11 protein-coding genes are annotated in these 15,625 nt (G+C 67.5%); 6 read left to right on the top strand and 5 right to left on the bottom strand.

The genetic code is table 11. From position 1 onward, the window contains the following. Positions 1 to 298 precede the first annotated feature (298 nt). Complete coding sequence (locus RTX79_RS11030; protein WP_057509260.1) at positions 299 to 1,264, bottom strand: LysR family transcriptional regulator; 966 nt, start codon at positions 1,262 to 1,264, stop codon at positions 299 to 301. A 109-nt stretch (positions 1,265 to 1,373) separates the two neighbouring features. On the opposite strand from RTX79_RS11030, the gene aceB reads away from it, so the two are divergent. From aceB to RTX79_RS11010, 4 genes are all read left to right on the top strand, one after another. Next, a complete protein-coding gene (aceB, locus tag RTX79_RS11025; RefSeq protein WP_312683734.1) occupies positions 1,374 to 3,011 on the top strand; it encodes a malate synthase A in 1,638 nt (545 codons plus the stop codon). A gap of 57 nt (positions 3,012 to 3,068) precedes the next feature. Then, complete coding sequence (gene aceA, locus RTX79_RS11020; RefSeq protein ID WP_309689040.1) at positions 3,069 to 4,361, top strand: isocitrate lyase; 1,293 nt, start codon at positions 3,069 to 3,071, stop codon at positions 4,359 to 4,361. Positions 4,362 to 4,531: 170 nt separating this feature from the next. Further along, positions 4,532 to 5,575, top strand: coding sequence for a GGDEF domain-containing protein (locus RTX79_RS11015; protein WP_057509263.1), 1,044 nt, complete (start codon positions 4,532 to 4,534; stop codon positions 5,573 to 5,575). Between the two features lie 12 nt (positions 5,576 to 5,587). Next, positions 5,588 to 8,125, top strand: coding sequence for a putative peptide modification system cyclase (locus tag RTX79_RS11010; RefSeq protein WP_312683731.1), 2,538 nt, complete (start codon positions 5,588 to 5,590; stop codon positions 8,123 to 8,125). Here RTX79_RS11010 and RTX79_RS11005 read toward each other — a convergent pair. Continuing rightward, positions 8,080 to 8,382: an NHLP-related RiPP peptide gene (locus RTX79_RS11005; RefSeq protein WP_057509265.1), complete on the bottom strand. Its 303-nt coding sequence runs from the start codon at positions 8,380 to 8,382 to the stop codon at positions 8,080 to 8,082. The genes RTX79_RS11010 and RTX79_RS11005 overlap by 46 nt on opposite strands. 134 nt (positions 8,383 to 8,516) lie before the next feature. Between RTX79_RS11005 and RTX79_RS11000 the strand changes: the two genes are divergently transcribed. Then, positions 8,517 to 9,689, top strand: a complete 1,173-nt coding sequence (locus tag RTX79_RS11000; RefSeq protein WP_312683730.1) for a putative peptide maturation dehydrogenase — start codon at positions 8,517 to 8,519, stop codon at positions 9,687 to 9,689. Positions 9,690 to 9,898: 209 nt separating this feature from the next. Here RTX79_RS11000 and RTX79_RS10995 read toward each other — a convergent pair whose 3' ends face one another. Genes RTX79_RS10995 through RTX79_RS10985 form a run of 3 tightly spaced genes read right to left on the bottom strand, consistent with a single transcriptional unit; the run spans position 9,899 to position 14,691 of the window. Then, positions 9,899 to 11,881 (bottom strand): acetyl/propionyl/methylcrotonyl-CoA carboxylase subunit alpha, encoded by a 1,983-nt coding sequence (locus RTX79_RS10995; protein ID WP_312683728.1) that lies wholly within the window; start codon positions 11,879 to 11,881, stop codon positions 9,899 to 9,901. Between the two features lie 26 nt (positions 11,882 to 11,907). Beyond that, entirely contained in the window at positions 11,908 to 13,518 is a 1,611-nt protein-coding gene (locus tag RTX79_RS10990; protein WP_312683726.1) for a carboxyl transferase domain-containing protein, read from the bottom strand. Between the two features lie 9 nt (positions 13,519 to 13,527). Continuing rightward, on the bottom strand, positions 13,528 to 14,691 hold the full coding sequence (locus RTX79_RS10985; RefSeq protein WP_312683723.1) for an isovaleryl-CoA dehydrogenase: 1,164 nt from the start codon (positions 14,689 to 14,691) through the stop codon (positions 13,528 to 13,530). Positions 14,692 to 14,832: 141 nt separating this feature from the next. Between RTX79_RS10985 and RTX79_RS10980 the strand changes: the two genes are divergently transcribed. Beyond that, the gene (locus tag RTX79_RS10980; protein ID WP_057507593.1) at positions 14,833 to 15,438 is read left to right on the top strand and encodes a TetR/AcrR family transcriptional regulator; all 606 of its coding nucleotides are present in this window, start codon (positions 14,833 to 14,835) and stop codon (positions 15,436 to 15,438) included. Positions 15,439 to 15,625 lie beyond the last annotated feature (187 nt).

The raw sequence follows: 15,625 nt of genomic DNA, 5'->3' as shown, positions 1-15,625 counted from the left end.
GGGCGCTTGCAGGCGGTGACCCAGCTGACGCCTGTGCGCACGATTTCCGAGATCCCGGAGAGTTGTTCGAAGACGCCGGGTTGCACGATGGAGTATGGCGAGGGGGTTTATCCGTTGCCCAGGCTGGATCTTGGAGTGGTTGAAGCGGACGCGGGCGAGTGAAGTCGGCTTTACCTTGGAGAGCCGTGACGACCAACGGTCGTCACCCACCAGGAGTACGGTCGTCACCTACCAGGAGCACGGTCGTCAGCCTCCAGGAGCGCGGATGCATGACGGCCAGCGGCCGTCACTACCGGGGTCAGCGTTCGGAGTGGCCGCTCTGGTCGTATTCGCGGGGCGAGAACAGTTCGGGTTGGATCATTTCGACGAAGGCGCGGGCCTGCGGGGACAAGGCTTTGCCGCGGCGTACGATGACCCCGTAGCTGCGCTCCGGGAACCATTCGCGCATGGAGCGCGCGACCAGCTTGCCGGGGTCGGCGTCGTTCAGGCACAGCGCCGGTACGATGGAAATGCCCATGCCCATCGCCACGTACTGCTTGATCACTTCCCAGCCGCCTACTTCCAGCGCCACGGTGTAGGGCAGGCGGTGGCGCTGGAATACCTGGTCCACCAGCCGGTAGGTGATCTGGCGCTTGGGCGGCAGCACCAGCGGGTGCTTGGAGATCGCCTCCAGGCTCAGCGTGCCGCGCGCCAGCGGGTGGTCGTGCGGGGTGATCAGCATCTGCTCGAAGCGGTAGGCCGGGGCATAGCTGAGGTCGGCCGGCACGTCGGTCATCGATCCCACCGCCAGGTCGGCGGCGTCGTCGCGCAGCAGGTCGGTGCCGTCGGCGCTGATGGCGTTGTGCAGGGTCAGCCGCACGTCCGGGTGCAGCTGGCGGAAGCGTTCGATGATGCGCGGCAGCAGGTACAGGATGGTGGAACTGTTGGCCGCGATGTTCAGCTCGCCGGCGTCCATGCCGCTCACCTTGTCGCGGAAGCGGGCCTCCAGGCCGTCCAGGTCCTCCACCAGCGGCTGCGCCATTTCGAACAGCAGCTGGCCCTCGCGGCTGGGGACCAGGCGCCGCCCGCTGCGCTCGAACAACACCACGCCCAGTTCCCGCTCCAAGGCCTGCAATTGCTGACTGATGGCCGGCTGGCTGACAAAAAGTGCCTCCGCCGCACGTGAAACCGAGCCCAATCGCACCGTCTGGCAGAACGCGCGCAGCGGCTTCAGCCGATCGGATTTGTAGGAAAAACGGGGACTTGGCGGTGGGCGTGTGGGCATGGTGTAACGAGTATAAGCACAACTTATCCAATGCATTGCAATAACTGCTTTGTCAAATACATGGGCCGGGAAGCACGGTAGGGACGTCCCTCGCTGCTGGAGTGTCCCGATGTCCGCCGTTGCTTCCGCCATCCCATCGCCGTCTGCCAAGCCCACCCCGGGGATCACTCTGACCACCCAAGTGGCCGGCCAGTCCGCGCTGTTGCCGGCCCCGCTGCTGGCCCTGCTGGTGTCGCTGCACCGTGCGGTGGAACCCGGTCGGCAGGCCCGCTTGGCCGCCCGCGTGCAGCGCCAGGCGTTCTTCGACCAGGGCGGCCTGCCGGACTTCCGCACCGATACCGCGCCGATCCGCGCCGAGGACTGGAAAGTGGCGCCGCTGCCGGCCGCGTTGCTGGACCGCCGCGTGGAGATCACCGGCCCGACCGACCCGAAGATGGTCATCAACGCGTTGAACTCCGGGGCCAAAGTGTTCATGGCCGACTTCGAGGACGCCACCGCGCCGACCTGGCGCAACCTGCTGGCCGGCCAGCAGTCGTTGATCGGTGCGGTGCGTGGCGACCTGCAGTTCACCGCCCCGGCCAGCGGCAGCAAGCCGGCCAAGCACTACTCGCTGCGTCCTTACGAAGAACGCGCGGTGCTGATCGTGCGTCCGCGCGGCTGGCACCTGGACGAAAAGCACGTGCTGGTGGATGGCCAACGCCTGGCCGGCGGCTTGTTCGACGCGGCGGTGTTCGCCTACCACAACGCCCGCACGCTGATGGCCAACGACCGCGGCCCGTACTTCTACCTGCCCAAGCTGCAGAGCATGGAAGAGGCGGCGCTGTGGGAAACCGCGCTGTCGCACATCGAGGGCATGCTCGGCCTGCCGCATGGCCAGATCAAGGTCACCGTGCTGATCGAAACGCTGCCGGCGGTGTTCGAGATGGACGAGATCCTGCATGCGCTGCGCGACCGCATCGTTGGCCTCAACTGCGGGCGCTGGGATTACATTTTCTCGTACCTGAAGACCTTCCGCCGGCACGCCGACAAGGTCCTGCCCGAGCGCGGCCAGGTGACGATGACCCAGCCGTTCCTGAAGGCCTATTCGGAACTGCTGATCCAGACCTGCCACCGCCGTGGCGCGCATGCGATGGGTGGCATGGCGGCGCAGATCCCGATCGGCAACGATGCGGCCGCCAACGAACAGGCGATGGCGCGGGTGCGCGCGGACAAGCTGCGCGAAGTGACCGCCGGGCATGACGGCACCTGGGTCGCGCACCCGGCGCTGATCCCGGTGGCGATGGCGATCTTCGATGAGCACATGCCCGGTGCGAACCAGCAGCAGGTGCTGCGCCAGGATGTGCGCGTGGACCGCGACCAGCTGATCGCACGGCCGCCGGGCAGCATCAGCCGCGCCGGCTTCGAAGGCAACGTGGAGGTCTGCGTGCGCTACCTGGCTGCCTGGCTGGATGGCAACGGCTGCGTGCCGATCCACAACCTGATGGAAGACGCGGCAACCGCCGAAATCAGCCGCAGCCAGCTGTGGCAATGGTTGCATACCCCCGGCCAGCAGCTGGACGACGGCACCGCCATCGATGCCGCCCTGCTGGACAACGCCCTGGCCCAGCTGCCGGCCCGCTTGGGCGACCGTGCGGCCCTGCCCGGCGGCGGCCGCGTGGACGAAGCCATCGCCCTGCTGGCCGAGCTGAGCCGCGCCGACGAACTCAATGATTTCCTGACCCTGCCGGCCTACGCACGCATCGACTGACGCCCGCGCCGGCCCGCTTTTTCTTCCTGATGTAGTACTGACGAACTGGAGATAGACATGAGCACGCTGCCCACTGCCGAACAGATCCAGCACGACTGGGACACCAACCCCCGCTGGCAGGGGATTGAACGCAACTACACCGCCGCCGACGTGGTGCGCCTGCGCGGCACGGTCCACGTGGAGCATTCGCTGGCCCGGCTGGGCGCGGAAAAGCTGTGGACCTACCTGCAGGAAAAAGACTTCGTGAACGCGCTGGGCGCGCTGACCGGCAACCAGGCCATGCAGCAGGTGAAGGCCGGCTTGAACGCCATCTACCTGTCCGGCTGGCAGGTCGCCGCCGATGCCAACCTGGCCGGCCAGATGTACCCGGACCAGTCGCTGTATCCGGCCGATTCGGTGCCGGCGGTGGTCAAGCGCATCAACAACACCCTGCTGCGCGCCGACCAGCTGCACCATGCCGAGGGCAAGGATGAGATCGACTTCCTGCAGCCGATCGTGGCCGATGCCGAAGCCGGCTTCGGCGGCGTGCTGAACGCGTTCGAGCTGATGAAGGCGATGATCGAAGCCGGTGCCGCCGGCGTGCACTTCGAAGACCAGCTGGCTTCGGTGAAGAAATGCGGCCACATGGGTGGCAAGGTGCTGGTGCCCACCCGCGAGGCGATCGAGAAGTTGAACGCAGCCCGTTTGGCGGCCGACGTGCTGGGCGTGCCGACCCTGCTGGTGGCGCGTACCGATGCCGAGGCGGCCGACCTGCTGACCAGCGACATCGATGCCAACGACCAGCCGTTCGCCACCGGCGAGCGTACTACTGAAGGCTTCTACAAGACCCGCAACGGCCTGGACCAGGCGATCAGCCGCGGCCTGGCTTACGCCCCCTATGCCGACCTGGTGTGGTGCGAGACCGGCAAGCCGGACCTGGAGTTCGCGCGACAGTTCGCCGAAGCCATCCACGCGAAGTTCCCGGGCAAGCTGCTGGCCTACAACTGCTCGCCCAGCTTCAACTGGAAGAAGAACCTGGACGACGCCACCATCGCCACGTTCCAGACCGAGATCGCCAAGTACGGCTACAGGTTCCAGTTCATCACCCTGGCCGGCTTCCACGCGCTGAACTACTCGATGTTCAACCTGGCCCATGGCTACGCACGCCGCCAGATGAGCGCCTTCGTGGAGCTGCAGGAAGCCGAGTTCGCCGCCGCCGACCGCGGCTTCACGGCGGTCAAGCACCAGCGCGAGGTGGGCACCGGCTACTTCGATGCGGTTACCCAGGCGATCCAGCAGGGCCAGTCCTCCACCACCGCCCTGACCGGGTCCACCGAGGAAGCGCAGTTCAGCGCCGGCCGCGCGGCCTGATGTGAAGAAGGGAAGGGAGCGGCCACGCCCTGGCCGCTCCCCTCCGCACACCGCGTTCAAGCCCCTGATATTCCACGCACGGATGCAGGAAAATGGGACACAGCGCACAGTTGAAAGCGGTGATATGCTCCGCACCTCAGGATGGGAAGTCTGATCGGCGGGGCAGGGGAATGACTGGCAGGGGTGCGGTCGCAGACGTGGTGGAACGATCAGGCATTGCCACCACGGCGATGGCTGAGATCGTGCACGCCGTCCTCAGCCCGGAAGAGTTCGACCTGTTCGCCCGCTTCGCCCACCGGCGCACATTGCGCGCAGGTGACTGCCTGTTTCGTCGCGGCCACCGCGGCAGCAGCATGTTCGTCATCGCCGAAGGCGAGATCGAACTGGATTTCGGCGAAGACCTGGTGCTCAAGCGCTTGGCCGGCAGCGAGTTCTTCGGCGAGCTTGGCCTGTTGATCGGTGACCACCTGCGCAGCGCCGATGCGCGCGCCACCTGCGATACCGACGTGCTGGAACTGGGCCATGTCGATTTCCATCGGCTGGTGGAAACCGAGCCCGGCCTGATCGCCTATTTCCTGCGCCGTACCATCATGCGCGTGGTCGGCAACGAGCAGGCGCTGATCAGCCAGCTGCGGCGCCGCAACCACGACCTGGAAACCGCGCTGGACAACCTGTACGTCACCACCCACCAGCTCAGCCATACGCGCGAACTGGTGCGGACCGACGAACTGACCGGGCTGCACAACCGGCGCGGACTGGCGCTGTACCTGCAGGAATGCCGCGCGCACGAAGAGGGGCCGGCGCAGGGCCTGCTGCTGATCGACTGTGACCGCTTCAAGCAGATCAACGACGAGTTCGGCCACCAGGCCGGCGACCGCGTGCTGCAGAGCGTGGCCAACATCCTGCGCTCGATGGCCGGCGCCGACGACCTGGCCTGCCGGCTGGGCGGCGATGAGTTCTGCCTGCTGCTGCGCCGTGCCAACGCGGAGATCGTGCAGCATGCCGCCGAATTCGTGCTGACGGCCGTGCATGGCCTGATCGAACGCAGCCACGGCACCCCGCACGTGTGCTTCCTGAGCATCGGCGCCAGCCTGGTGCACCCCACCGCCGACTGGAGCGAGTGGTACGCCAACGCGGACCGCGCGTTGTACCAGGCCAAGCGGGATGGCGGCGACCGGCTATGCTGGCCGCACGACGTCGTCGAAACCGGCTGAGCGGAGACTCCCATGAGCGGTGGCACGGAAGCGACCTCCCACGTCCCGCAACTGCGCGCGCTGCTGTTCACCGATCTGTGCGATTCCACCACGCTGGTGGAGCGCATCGGTGATGCCGGCGCGGCCGAACTTTTCCAGCAGCACGACCGCCTGGTACTGGCGATGCAGCAGCGCTGGCGCGGCCAGCAGATCGACCGTTCCGACGGCCTGTTCATGCTGTTCGAGCGGCCGGTGGATGCATTGGGCTTCGCGCTGGATTACCAGCAGGCGCTGCGCCAGCTCGGCCAGGCCAACAACGTGCCGCTGCTGGCGCGGGCCGGCCTGCACGTGGGCGAGGTGATCCTGTGGAACAACACGGCCGAGGCCATCGCGCTGGGGTCCAAGCCGGTCGAGGTGGAAGGCCTGGCCAAGCCGATGGCTGCGCGCCTGATGCAGCTGGCGCGGCCGGGACAGGTGTTGTTGTCGGCCACCGCCGAATCGATGGTGCGCCGGGTGGCCGACAGCCTGGGGGAGGTCGGCAAGGGGCTGAAGTGGAAGTCATACGGGCGCTGGCGCTTCAAGGGCGTAGCGCAACCGATGGACGTCCATGGGGTCGTGTCCGAGGACGTTCCGGCGGTGGGTCGCCCGCGTCCCACGCCCAAGGCGAGCCGCGATATTCCGTTCTGGCGCCGGCCGATGGCGATGGCGGCCGAAGCGATGTTCGCGGCGGTGCTGGTGCTGGGCGCGTGGCTGCTGCTGCGGCCGCAGCCGGCGATCGCCTTCGCCGAGCGCGACTGGGTGGTGCTGGCCGATGTGCGCAACATGACCGGCAACGGCCTGCTGGATGATTCGATGGACCTGGCCCTGCGGGTCAGCCTTGAGCAATCCCGCTACGTCAATGTGCTCAGCGACCTGAAGGTGCGTGACACCGAAGCACGCATGCGCCGCAATCCCGATGCGCCGCTGGACAGGAAGGCGGCAGTGGAAGTGGCGATCCGCGAGGGCGCCCGTGCCGTGCTGATTCCTTCCATCGCCGAGGTCAACGGACGCCTGCGCGTGGCGGTGGAAGTGGTGCAACCGCACGACGGGGTCACCGTCTTCACCGAGTACGCGGACGGACGTGGCCTGGAGTCCGCGCTGCGTTCCACCGATACCGTCGTCGCCTCGCTGCGCACGCGCCTGGGTGAAGCGCTTTCCGATGTGCGCAGCAACGCCGTGCCGCTGCCACAGGTCATCACGCCGAACCTGGATGCACTTCGCGCCTACGCCGAAGGCAGCAACGCACTGGCAGGCCGGCGTTACGACGAGGCGCTGCAGTTCTTTGAGCAGGCGCTCAAGCTCGACCCGGATTTTGCCTTCGCGCACGTCGGCAGGATGCGGATCCACATGGCGCGGGGCGAGGTCAACCAGGCCATGGCTTCTTACCGCAGCGCAGTGGCACTGCGCGAGCGGCTGCCCCCGCGCGATGTGTTGTACCTGGACGCGTGGGGCAAGCAGCTCGACGGCGCGCCGATCAGCGACGTTGCCGCGAAATGGAAAATGCTGACCGACCTGTACCCGGACTACTACGCCGGTTACATGAATCGCGCGCGCGCGCTGTACTCGCTGGGCGACTACACCAACGCACTGAACGCGGCCCGTCGCCTGCTGGCCACGCAGAATCCGATGCGATCGGTGGCCCACGATTTCGTCGGCCGGATCGAATTGGCGATCGGCCGCCACGAAACCGCGCGGCGGCACTTCCGCACGGCCAATACGCTGGCCGGACGCACCGCCAGCACGCGCCTGGGTATCGTGTACGCGGTGGAAGGTGACATGCCCGCCGCGCTGGCCAACATGAAGGATGTCCCGGCATCGAACATGGGCCAACAGCTCGAACGCGCCGCCGTGCTGGTGGATGCCAACGACCGGTCCAGTGCCATTGCCGGCCTTCAGACCCTGCGCGATGGCTGTGGTGAAGAGGTCATGTGCACCCTGGTCGACGTGGTGGTGAAGAACCTGCAGGGCATGGACGGGGTGCAGCACCGCGGGTACCGGCAGGAGATCGTCAAGCTGCTGCAGGAGCTGGAGGGCGACGTCGCCGTCCCGGACCAGCAGGAAGTAGCGTTCATCGTGGCCGCGACCGCTTACCTGGCACAGCGCAGCGCCGACCCGCTCGGCAACCTGCTGCCGCTCATCAAGCGGCAGATCGCGGCACGCGGCGGTGATCGGTCAGCGCAGATGCTGGTGATCGTCGAAGCCACGCAGGCGCGCCTCGAGGGTCACCCGGAGCGCGCGCTGGCGCTGCTCAAGCCGATGGTCAACGGGCGCGAGCTCTACCAGGTACATGCCGCGTTGCGCGACACCCATCTTGCTGCAGACGATGCCGCCAGCGCGCTGGTCGAGCAGAAATGGCTTGAACGCCATCGTGGTCTTGCCTATGCCGAAGACAACGGCAACTACATCCTGCAGGCACTGAACGTGCACGACAGTCACGATCCACGCCGACAGCCGGCCCGTGGGCCGGCTGCGCTGGCCGTGGCGGCTCAGCCTTCCAGTGCGTCCTGGACCTTGCCGGCTTCGAAGCAGTAAGGCACATCGAACGAGCCGCGCAGGGCGACGTGTGCCTGCAGCTGCTGCGATACCGAAGCGAACTCTTCCTTGCTGGCCAGCGCCTGCACCGGATCGCACACGGGGCCGGTGGGGTCGGCGACAACGCCGAGGCCTGCCAGTGCCGTGGTCGGGCTTGCGGCGAACGCCGAACGGAACGCGTCATCGTTCTGCAACAGGTCCAGCAGGGTGGCAGCCTGTGCCGGCGTGAGCGGGGTACGTGCGGGGGGAGTTGCCATGGTCGTCGTTCCTGGTTGGGTTGGCTCAAGTAGGCTATAGCGGCATATCCGCGCAGAGGTTTAGCAGGGCATGGCTGCATCGGCGTGAGGCGTTGCAGCCTAGAATTGCGCAAGCCTCCTGCTGGACATCCTTCATGCGCTACCGCCGTTGTTCTCTGCTGATGATGCAGGTCAAGGAAGACCGTGGACTGGACCTGCAGGCCGTGCTGCAAGGGCGCGCCGAACTGCAGACCACGCTGGCCTGGCAGGCGGTGGCGGGCCACCTGGATGCGCCGGTGGTGCTGAGCGAAGAAGAGGTCATCGCCTTGGGCAGGATGGCACACGGCGAGTGGAGCGAAGCCGACGCGTACGACGGCTGCAGCGAGGTGCTGAGCGGATTGATCGCCAAGGGCCTGGTGATCAGCGATGAAGAAAGCGCGGCCACGTTCCGCGACGCCGATGCGCGTGTGCGGGCCTTGAACGGGTGGCCGCTGACGGCGCTGGCGCATCGCGCAGGGCGCTGGAGAGGCGTGGACAGCGCCCATGAAATGCGCAGCAACAACCTGGTCACGGCGGTGGAACTGCATGCCCGTTACGGCCCGCCGCCGGCGGCGGTCAGCCACCAGGAAGGCACCCCGATCCCCTTGCCGGTCGCCGCGGATGAGGACTTCGATGAGCTGATGTCGCGCAGGGTCACCTGCCGCAATTTCGATCCGGACCGTGCACTGCCGCTGCAGACGGCGGCGAGGATACTGAAGCGCACGATCATGGCGCACGCGGTGATCCAGCCAGCGCCGGACATGCAGATCCTGAAGAAGAACATTCCCTCCGGCGGCGGCCTGCATCCACTGGAAACCTATGCGGTGGTACGCAACGTGGAGGGCCTGGAAAACGGCATCCACCACTATGATCCGGTCAGCCACGCGCTGCGCCGCCTGGCCGACCAGCCGGACGACCTTGATGGCCGTGTCCGGCTGATGCTTGCGGGCCAGGAATGGTTTGTCGATGCCGCCCTGCACCTGATCCAGGTGGCGCGTTTTTCGCGCAATTTCTGGAAGTACCGCAGCCATCCCAAAGCGTATCGGGCGATCCTGATGGACGCCGGCCATCTGTCGCAGCAGCTCGCGATCAGTGCGACCCTGGAGGGGGTCGCCTCCTACGTGACCGCCGCGATCAACGAGTTCGACATCGAAGACACCCTGAAACTGGACGGCATAGCGTCAAGCCCGGTGATGATGTGCGGCATCGGCTGGCGCGCGCAGCACCTGACCACCACCGAGTTCGACCCCGCAGAACGCATCTGGAACAACGGCAGGCAGCACCGGTAACGGCAGCGCCGAGCCACGCTCGGCGGCTCGTTTTCCCCTCCGAATATTCCAAGGCCACCATGGACCTGTCGAAGGTGGGGCGGGGTGGGTTGGCGGGGGCGTTGAGCGCCATGGATGGCGCGAAACGAGGCCCGCAGGAGCGGCTGTTGCCGTCCCCCGCCAACCCACCCCGCCCCGCCAACCCGACATATCCCCGCCTGGAAGTTGGGCTACACCGCCTCGAAATCCACCAGCACCGCGCCGTCGCCCACCTGTTCCCCGGCCTTGGCACGATAGCCATGCACGGTGCCGTCGGCCGGCGCGGCCAGGGTGTGCTCCATCTTCATCGCCTCCAGCACCACCAGCGGCGTACCGCGGCTGACCTTGCTGCCCGGTTCCACCAGCGTGGCGACGATCCTGCCCGGCATTGGCGCCAGCAGGCTGCCGGCATCCGCCGTGGCCTGCTCGGATTCGCCCACCGGGTCATGCACGCTGAAGCGCTGCTGGCCCTGCGCAGTGAACAGATGCACCTGGCCGTCATCGCGCTGCACGCCCACACGCCAGCGCTGCCCATCCAGCGCCACGTCCAGTTGGCCGTCGGCGAAGTGACCGCTGACCTGCTGCGCCGGCTCCCCATCACGCTGCACCTGCCAGCCGCCCGGCTGCGTCCGTATCCGCAGCGAGTGCTGTCGCTCGCCCTGCTGCAGCGGCAGCAGGCGCGAGGCTGAAGCCCCGATGCGCCAGCCGTCCTGTGCCTGCCACGGCGAGCGCGGATCGCGCGCATCCACTGCCGCGCTCGCGGTAGTCACCACCGCGCCGATTGCCGCCAGCGTCCACAGCGCTGCTTCGCCAGCAGCGGGCGCGGCCAGCGCGTCCTGCTCGCGTTCGATCAACGCGGTGTCCAGCTTGGCCTGCGCGAACGAATCGGTGCCCACCAGCCGCCGCAGGAAGCCGGCATTGGTGGTCACCCCCACCACCTGGCAGTGCGCCAGTGCCTGCTGCATGCGCCGCAACGCGGCGTCGCGGTCCACATCCCAGACGATCAGCTTGGCGATCATCGGATCGTAGAACGGGGTGATGGTGTCGCCCTGTTCCACGCCGGTATCCACGCGCACGTGGGCGCTTTCCTGCGGCAGGCGCAGGTGGCGCAGCGTGCCGATCGAGGGCAGGAAGCCCTTGTCCGCGTCCTCGGCATACAGCCGCGCTTCCAGCGCATGGCCACTGATCGCCAGCTCGTCCTGGCGCTTCGGCAGCGGCTGGCCGGCGGCCACGCGCAGCTGCCAGGCCACCAGGTCGGTGCCGGTGATGAACTCGGTCACCGGGTGTTCCACCTGCAGCCGGGTGTTCATTTCCATGAAGTAGAAGTCGCCTTCGGGCGAGGCGATGAACTCCACCGTGCCGGCGCCCACGTAGCCCACCGCGCGCGCCGCATCGACCGCGGCCTTGCCCATCGCCGCGCGACGGTCGGCGGTCATGCCCGGGGCGGGTGCTTCTTCCAGCACCTTCTGGTGGCGGCGCTGCACCGAACAGTCGCGCTCGAACAGATGCACCACGTTGCCGTGGCCATCGCCGAACACCTGGATCTCGATATGGCGCGGACGCAGGACGTATTTTTCCACCAGCACGTGGTCGTTGCCGAAGGCCGAACGCGCTTCGCGCTGGCAGCTGGCCAGGGCCTCGATGAAGGCCGCACTGTCATCCACCCGGCGCATGCCCTTGCCACCGCCACCGGCGCTGGCCTTGATCAGCACCGGGTAGCCGATCGCATCGGCCTGCCCACGCAGGAACTGCGGGTCCTGGTTGTCGCCGTGGTAGCCGGGCGTCAACGGCACGCCGGCCTGCTGCATCAGGGCCTTGGCCGCGCTCTTGTCGCCCATCGCGCGGATCGCGCTGGCCGGTGGGCCGATGAATACCACCCCGGCAGCCGCGCAGGCCTCGGCGAAGGCGGCGTTTTCAGACAGGAAGCCGTAGCCGGGATGGATCGCCTGGGCGCCACTGCGTCGGGCCGCCTCCAGGATCACATCGGCGCGCAGGTAGCTTTCCGCGGCCGGCGCCGGACCGATCGCGATGGCTTCGTCGGCCAGCCGCACGTGGCGCGCAGTGCGGTCGGCATCGGAGTACACCGCCACCGTGGCGATGCCAAGCCGGCGGCAGGTGGCAATGACGCGGCAGGCGATTTCGCCGCGGTTGGCGATCAGGATCTTGGTGAACATGGTGCAGGGCTCGGTCATGGCGCAGGTCACATGCGGAACACGCCGAAGCATGTCTCGCGGGCCGGGGCGTTGAGGCTGGCCGACAGGGCCAGGGCCAGCACGCGACGGGTGTCGGCGGGATCGATGATGCCGTCGTCCCACAGCCGTGCGCTGGCGTAGTAGGGGTGTCCCTGGTGTTCGAACTGGTCGCGGATCGGTGCCTTGAACGCTTCTTCTTCCGCTGCCGCCCAGGCGCCGCCCTTGGCTTCGATGCCATCGCGCTTGACCGTGGCCAGCACGCTGGCGGCCTGCTCGCCGCCCATCACGCCGATGCGTGCGTTGGGCCACATCCACAGGAAGTTGGGCGAGTAGGCACGGCCGCACATGCCGTAGTTGCCGGCACCGAACGAGCCGCCGATCACCACCGTGAACTTCGGCACCTTCGCGCAGGCCACCGCCATCACCAGCTTGGCGCCGTCCTTGGCGATGCCGCCCTGTTCGTACTTGCGGCCCACCATGAAGCCGGTGATGTTCTGCAGGAACACCAGCGGGATGTTGCGCTGGGTGCACAGTTCGATGAAGTGCGCGCCCTTCAGCGCGGACTCGGAAAACAGGATGCCGTTGTTGGCGATGATGCCCACCGGATAACCGTGCAGGTGGGCGAAGCCGGTGACCAGGGTGCTGCCGTAGCGCGGCTTGAACTCGTCCAACCGCGACCCGTCCACCAGCCGGGCGATCACTTCGCGCACGTCGAACGGCTTGCGGGTGTCGGCCGGGATCACGCCATACAGGTCCTGCGCCGGGAACAGCGGTTCCTGCGGCGGCTGCAGCGCCATCGCCGGCTCCGGCTTGCGCCAGTTGAGCTGGGCGATGATCGCGCGGACCCGCGCCAGTGCCTGCAGGTCGTTGTCGGCCATGTGGTCGGCGACGCCGGAAAGCCGCGTATGCACGTCGGCACCGCCGAGGTCTTCGGCGCTGACCACTTCACCGGTCGCGGCCTTCACCAGCGGCGGGCCGCCGAGGAAGATGGTGCCCTGCTCGCGCACGATCACCGTTTCATCGCTCATCGCCGGCACGTAGGCGCCGCCAGCGGTGCAGCTGCCCATCACGCAGGCGATCTGCGGGATGCCCTGCGCGGACAGGTTGGCCTGGTTGTAGAAGATGCGGCCGAAGTGGTCGCGGTCGGGGAACACCTCGTCCTGCAGCGGCAGGAAGGCGCCGCCGGAGTCGACCAGGTAGATGCAGGGCAGGCGGTTCTGCTCGGCGATCTCCTGCGCGCGCAGGTGCTTCTTCACCGTCATCGGGTAGTACGTGCCGCCCTTGACCGTGGCATCGTTAGCCACGATCACGCATTCCACGCCGCTCACCCGGCCGATGCCGGCCACCACGCCGGCGCAGGGCACCGCGTCTTCATACATGCCGTGCGCCGCCAGCGGGGCGATTTCCAGGAAGGCGCTGCCGGCATCCAGCAGCGCATCGATGCGCTCACGCACCAGCAGCTTGCCGCGCGCGGTGTGCTTGCTGCGCGCCGCCTCGCTGCCGCCCAGCGCGGTGCGCGCCAGGGTGGCATGTAGGTCGTCGACCACCGCCTGCATGGCGCTGCGGTTGCTTTCGAAGGGTTCGCTGCCGGCGTGCAGCTGGGTGCTCAGAGTGCTCATGGAAGGCCCTTACAGCGTGCGCTGGAACAGTTCGCGACCGATCAGCATGCGGCGGATTTCCGAGGTGCCGGCGCCGATTTCATACAGCTTGGCATCGCGCCACAGGCGCCCGGTCGGGTATTCGTTGATGTAGCCGTTGCCGCCCAGGATCTGGATCGCCTGGCCGGTCAGCCAGGTGGCCTTCTCGGCCGCGTACAGGATGGCGCCGGCCGCATCCTGGCGGGTGGTGCGGCCCTGGTCGCAGGCGCGCGCCACCGCATACACGTAGGCACGGCAGGCGCCGAGGCCGACGTACATGTCGGCGATCTTGGCCTGGATCAGCTGGAAGCTGCCGATGGCTTCGCCGAACTGGTGGCGCTCGTGCACGTACGGCATCACCACGTCCATCGCCGCGGCCATCAGCCCCAGCGGGCCGCCGGACAGCACCACGCGTTCGTAATCCAGCCCGGACATCAGCACGCGCACGCCGCTGCCTTCCTGGCCGAGCACGTTCTCCGCCGGTACTTCGCAGTCCTGGAACACCAGTTCACTGGTGGGCGAGGAGCGCATGCCGAGCTTGTCCAGCTTCTGCGCGGTGCTGAAACCCTTCATGCCTTTTTCCACCAAGAAGGCCGTGATGCCCTTGGCGCCGGCGTCCGGATCGGTCTTGGCATACACCACCAGCACGTCGGCGTCCGGGCCGTTGGTGATCCACATCTTGTTGCCGTTGAGCACGTAGCGGTCGCCGCGCTTTTCCGCGCGCAGTTTCATCGACACCACGTCCGAGCCGGCACCGGGTTCGCTCATCGCCAGCGCACCGACCAGCTCGCCGCTGCACAGGCCCGGCAGGAAGCGCTGCTTCTGCGCTTGGGTGCCGTTCTTGCGCAGCTGGTTCACGCACAGGTTGGAGTGCGCACCGTAGGACAGGCCGATGCCGCCGGAAGCACGCGAGACTTCTTCCATCGCCACCACGTGGGCGAGGTAGCCCATGCCGGTGCCGCCGTATTCCTCTTCCACGGTCATGCCGAGCAGGCCCTGCTCGCCCAGCTTGCGCCACAGCGGCAGCGGGAACTGGTTGGTTTCATCGGCATGCGCGGCCAATGGCGCGATTTCGGCGGCGGCGAACTGCGCCACGCTGTCGCGCAGCAGGTCGATGTCTTCGCCAAGGTCGAAATTCAGGGATGGAACATGCATGCGGGCGACTCCACGGACAGGCGACGGGTAGGGGCGCACCGGAGGGGAGCAGGCAGGACGCCTGCGCGGGCGATGGCCCAGACTAGCCCGGATCGGCCAAAAAGTGAACACAAGTTCAAAAAATGAATCTACAATCAGGACATGGCCTACAAACGCTCCCCGCTGATGGAAGAACGGATGGCGGGAGCGCGCGAGCGGATCCTGCTGGCGGCCCGTGAACTGGTCGCGGCGGGCGGGTACCGCAACGCACCGGTGACCGCCGTGGCTGCCCAGGCGGGGGTGTCGACCGGGTTGATCTACCGCCACTTCCCGTCCAAGGCCGAACTGTTCGTGGAAGTGTTGAGCGCGGCGGTGGAGCACGAGGTGGAGATCCTGGAAGGCATCGCCGCCGGCAGCGAACCGGCACCGCAGCGGCTGCGGCTGGCGATCACCGCTTTCGTGCGGCGCGCGTTGGCCGGCCCGGGGCTGGCGCATGCCTTCATCGTCGAACCGGTGGACCCGGAAGTGGAAGCCGAACGCATGCGTGGGCGCAGGCGCTTCGGCGACGTGTTCCGCCGGCTGGTGGAAGACGGCATCGCCAGCGGCGCCTTCCCGGCGCAGGACGTGGACGTCACCGCGGCCTGCATCGTCGGTGCCTTCACCGAAGCACTGGTGGGCCCGACCGCGCCAAGCCGCCAGGCGCATCGCGACGAGCACGCCCTGGCTGACTCGATCAGCGCGTTCTGCCTGCGCGCGGCAGGCGGCTGATCACCCGCGCCTTGCGGGGTGACACCCGCGCCTTGGTGGGTGACATCAGCGCCTCGGTGGGTGACGACCGCTGGTCGTCACAACCCCCCAGCCGGTAGCGCCCAGCCACGCTCGGCGAGCACAGCGGCATGGCCACCGCTCCCCATGCTGCACTGCGCTGTTGTCCACGGCGAAGCGCGTTCTATAC

Source organism: Stenotrophomonas chelatiphaga (assembly GCF_032054965.1).
Lineage (GTDB): Bacteria > Pseudomonadota > Gammaproteobacteria > Xanthomonadales > Xanthomonadaceae > Stenotrophomonas > Stenotrophomonas chelatiphaga.
The sequence above is the reverse complement of the archived record's forward strand: the minus strand, read 5'-3'. Positions and strand labels throughout refer to the sequence as shown.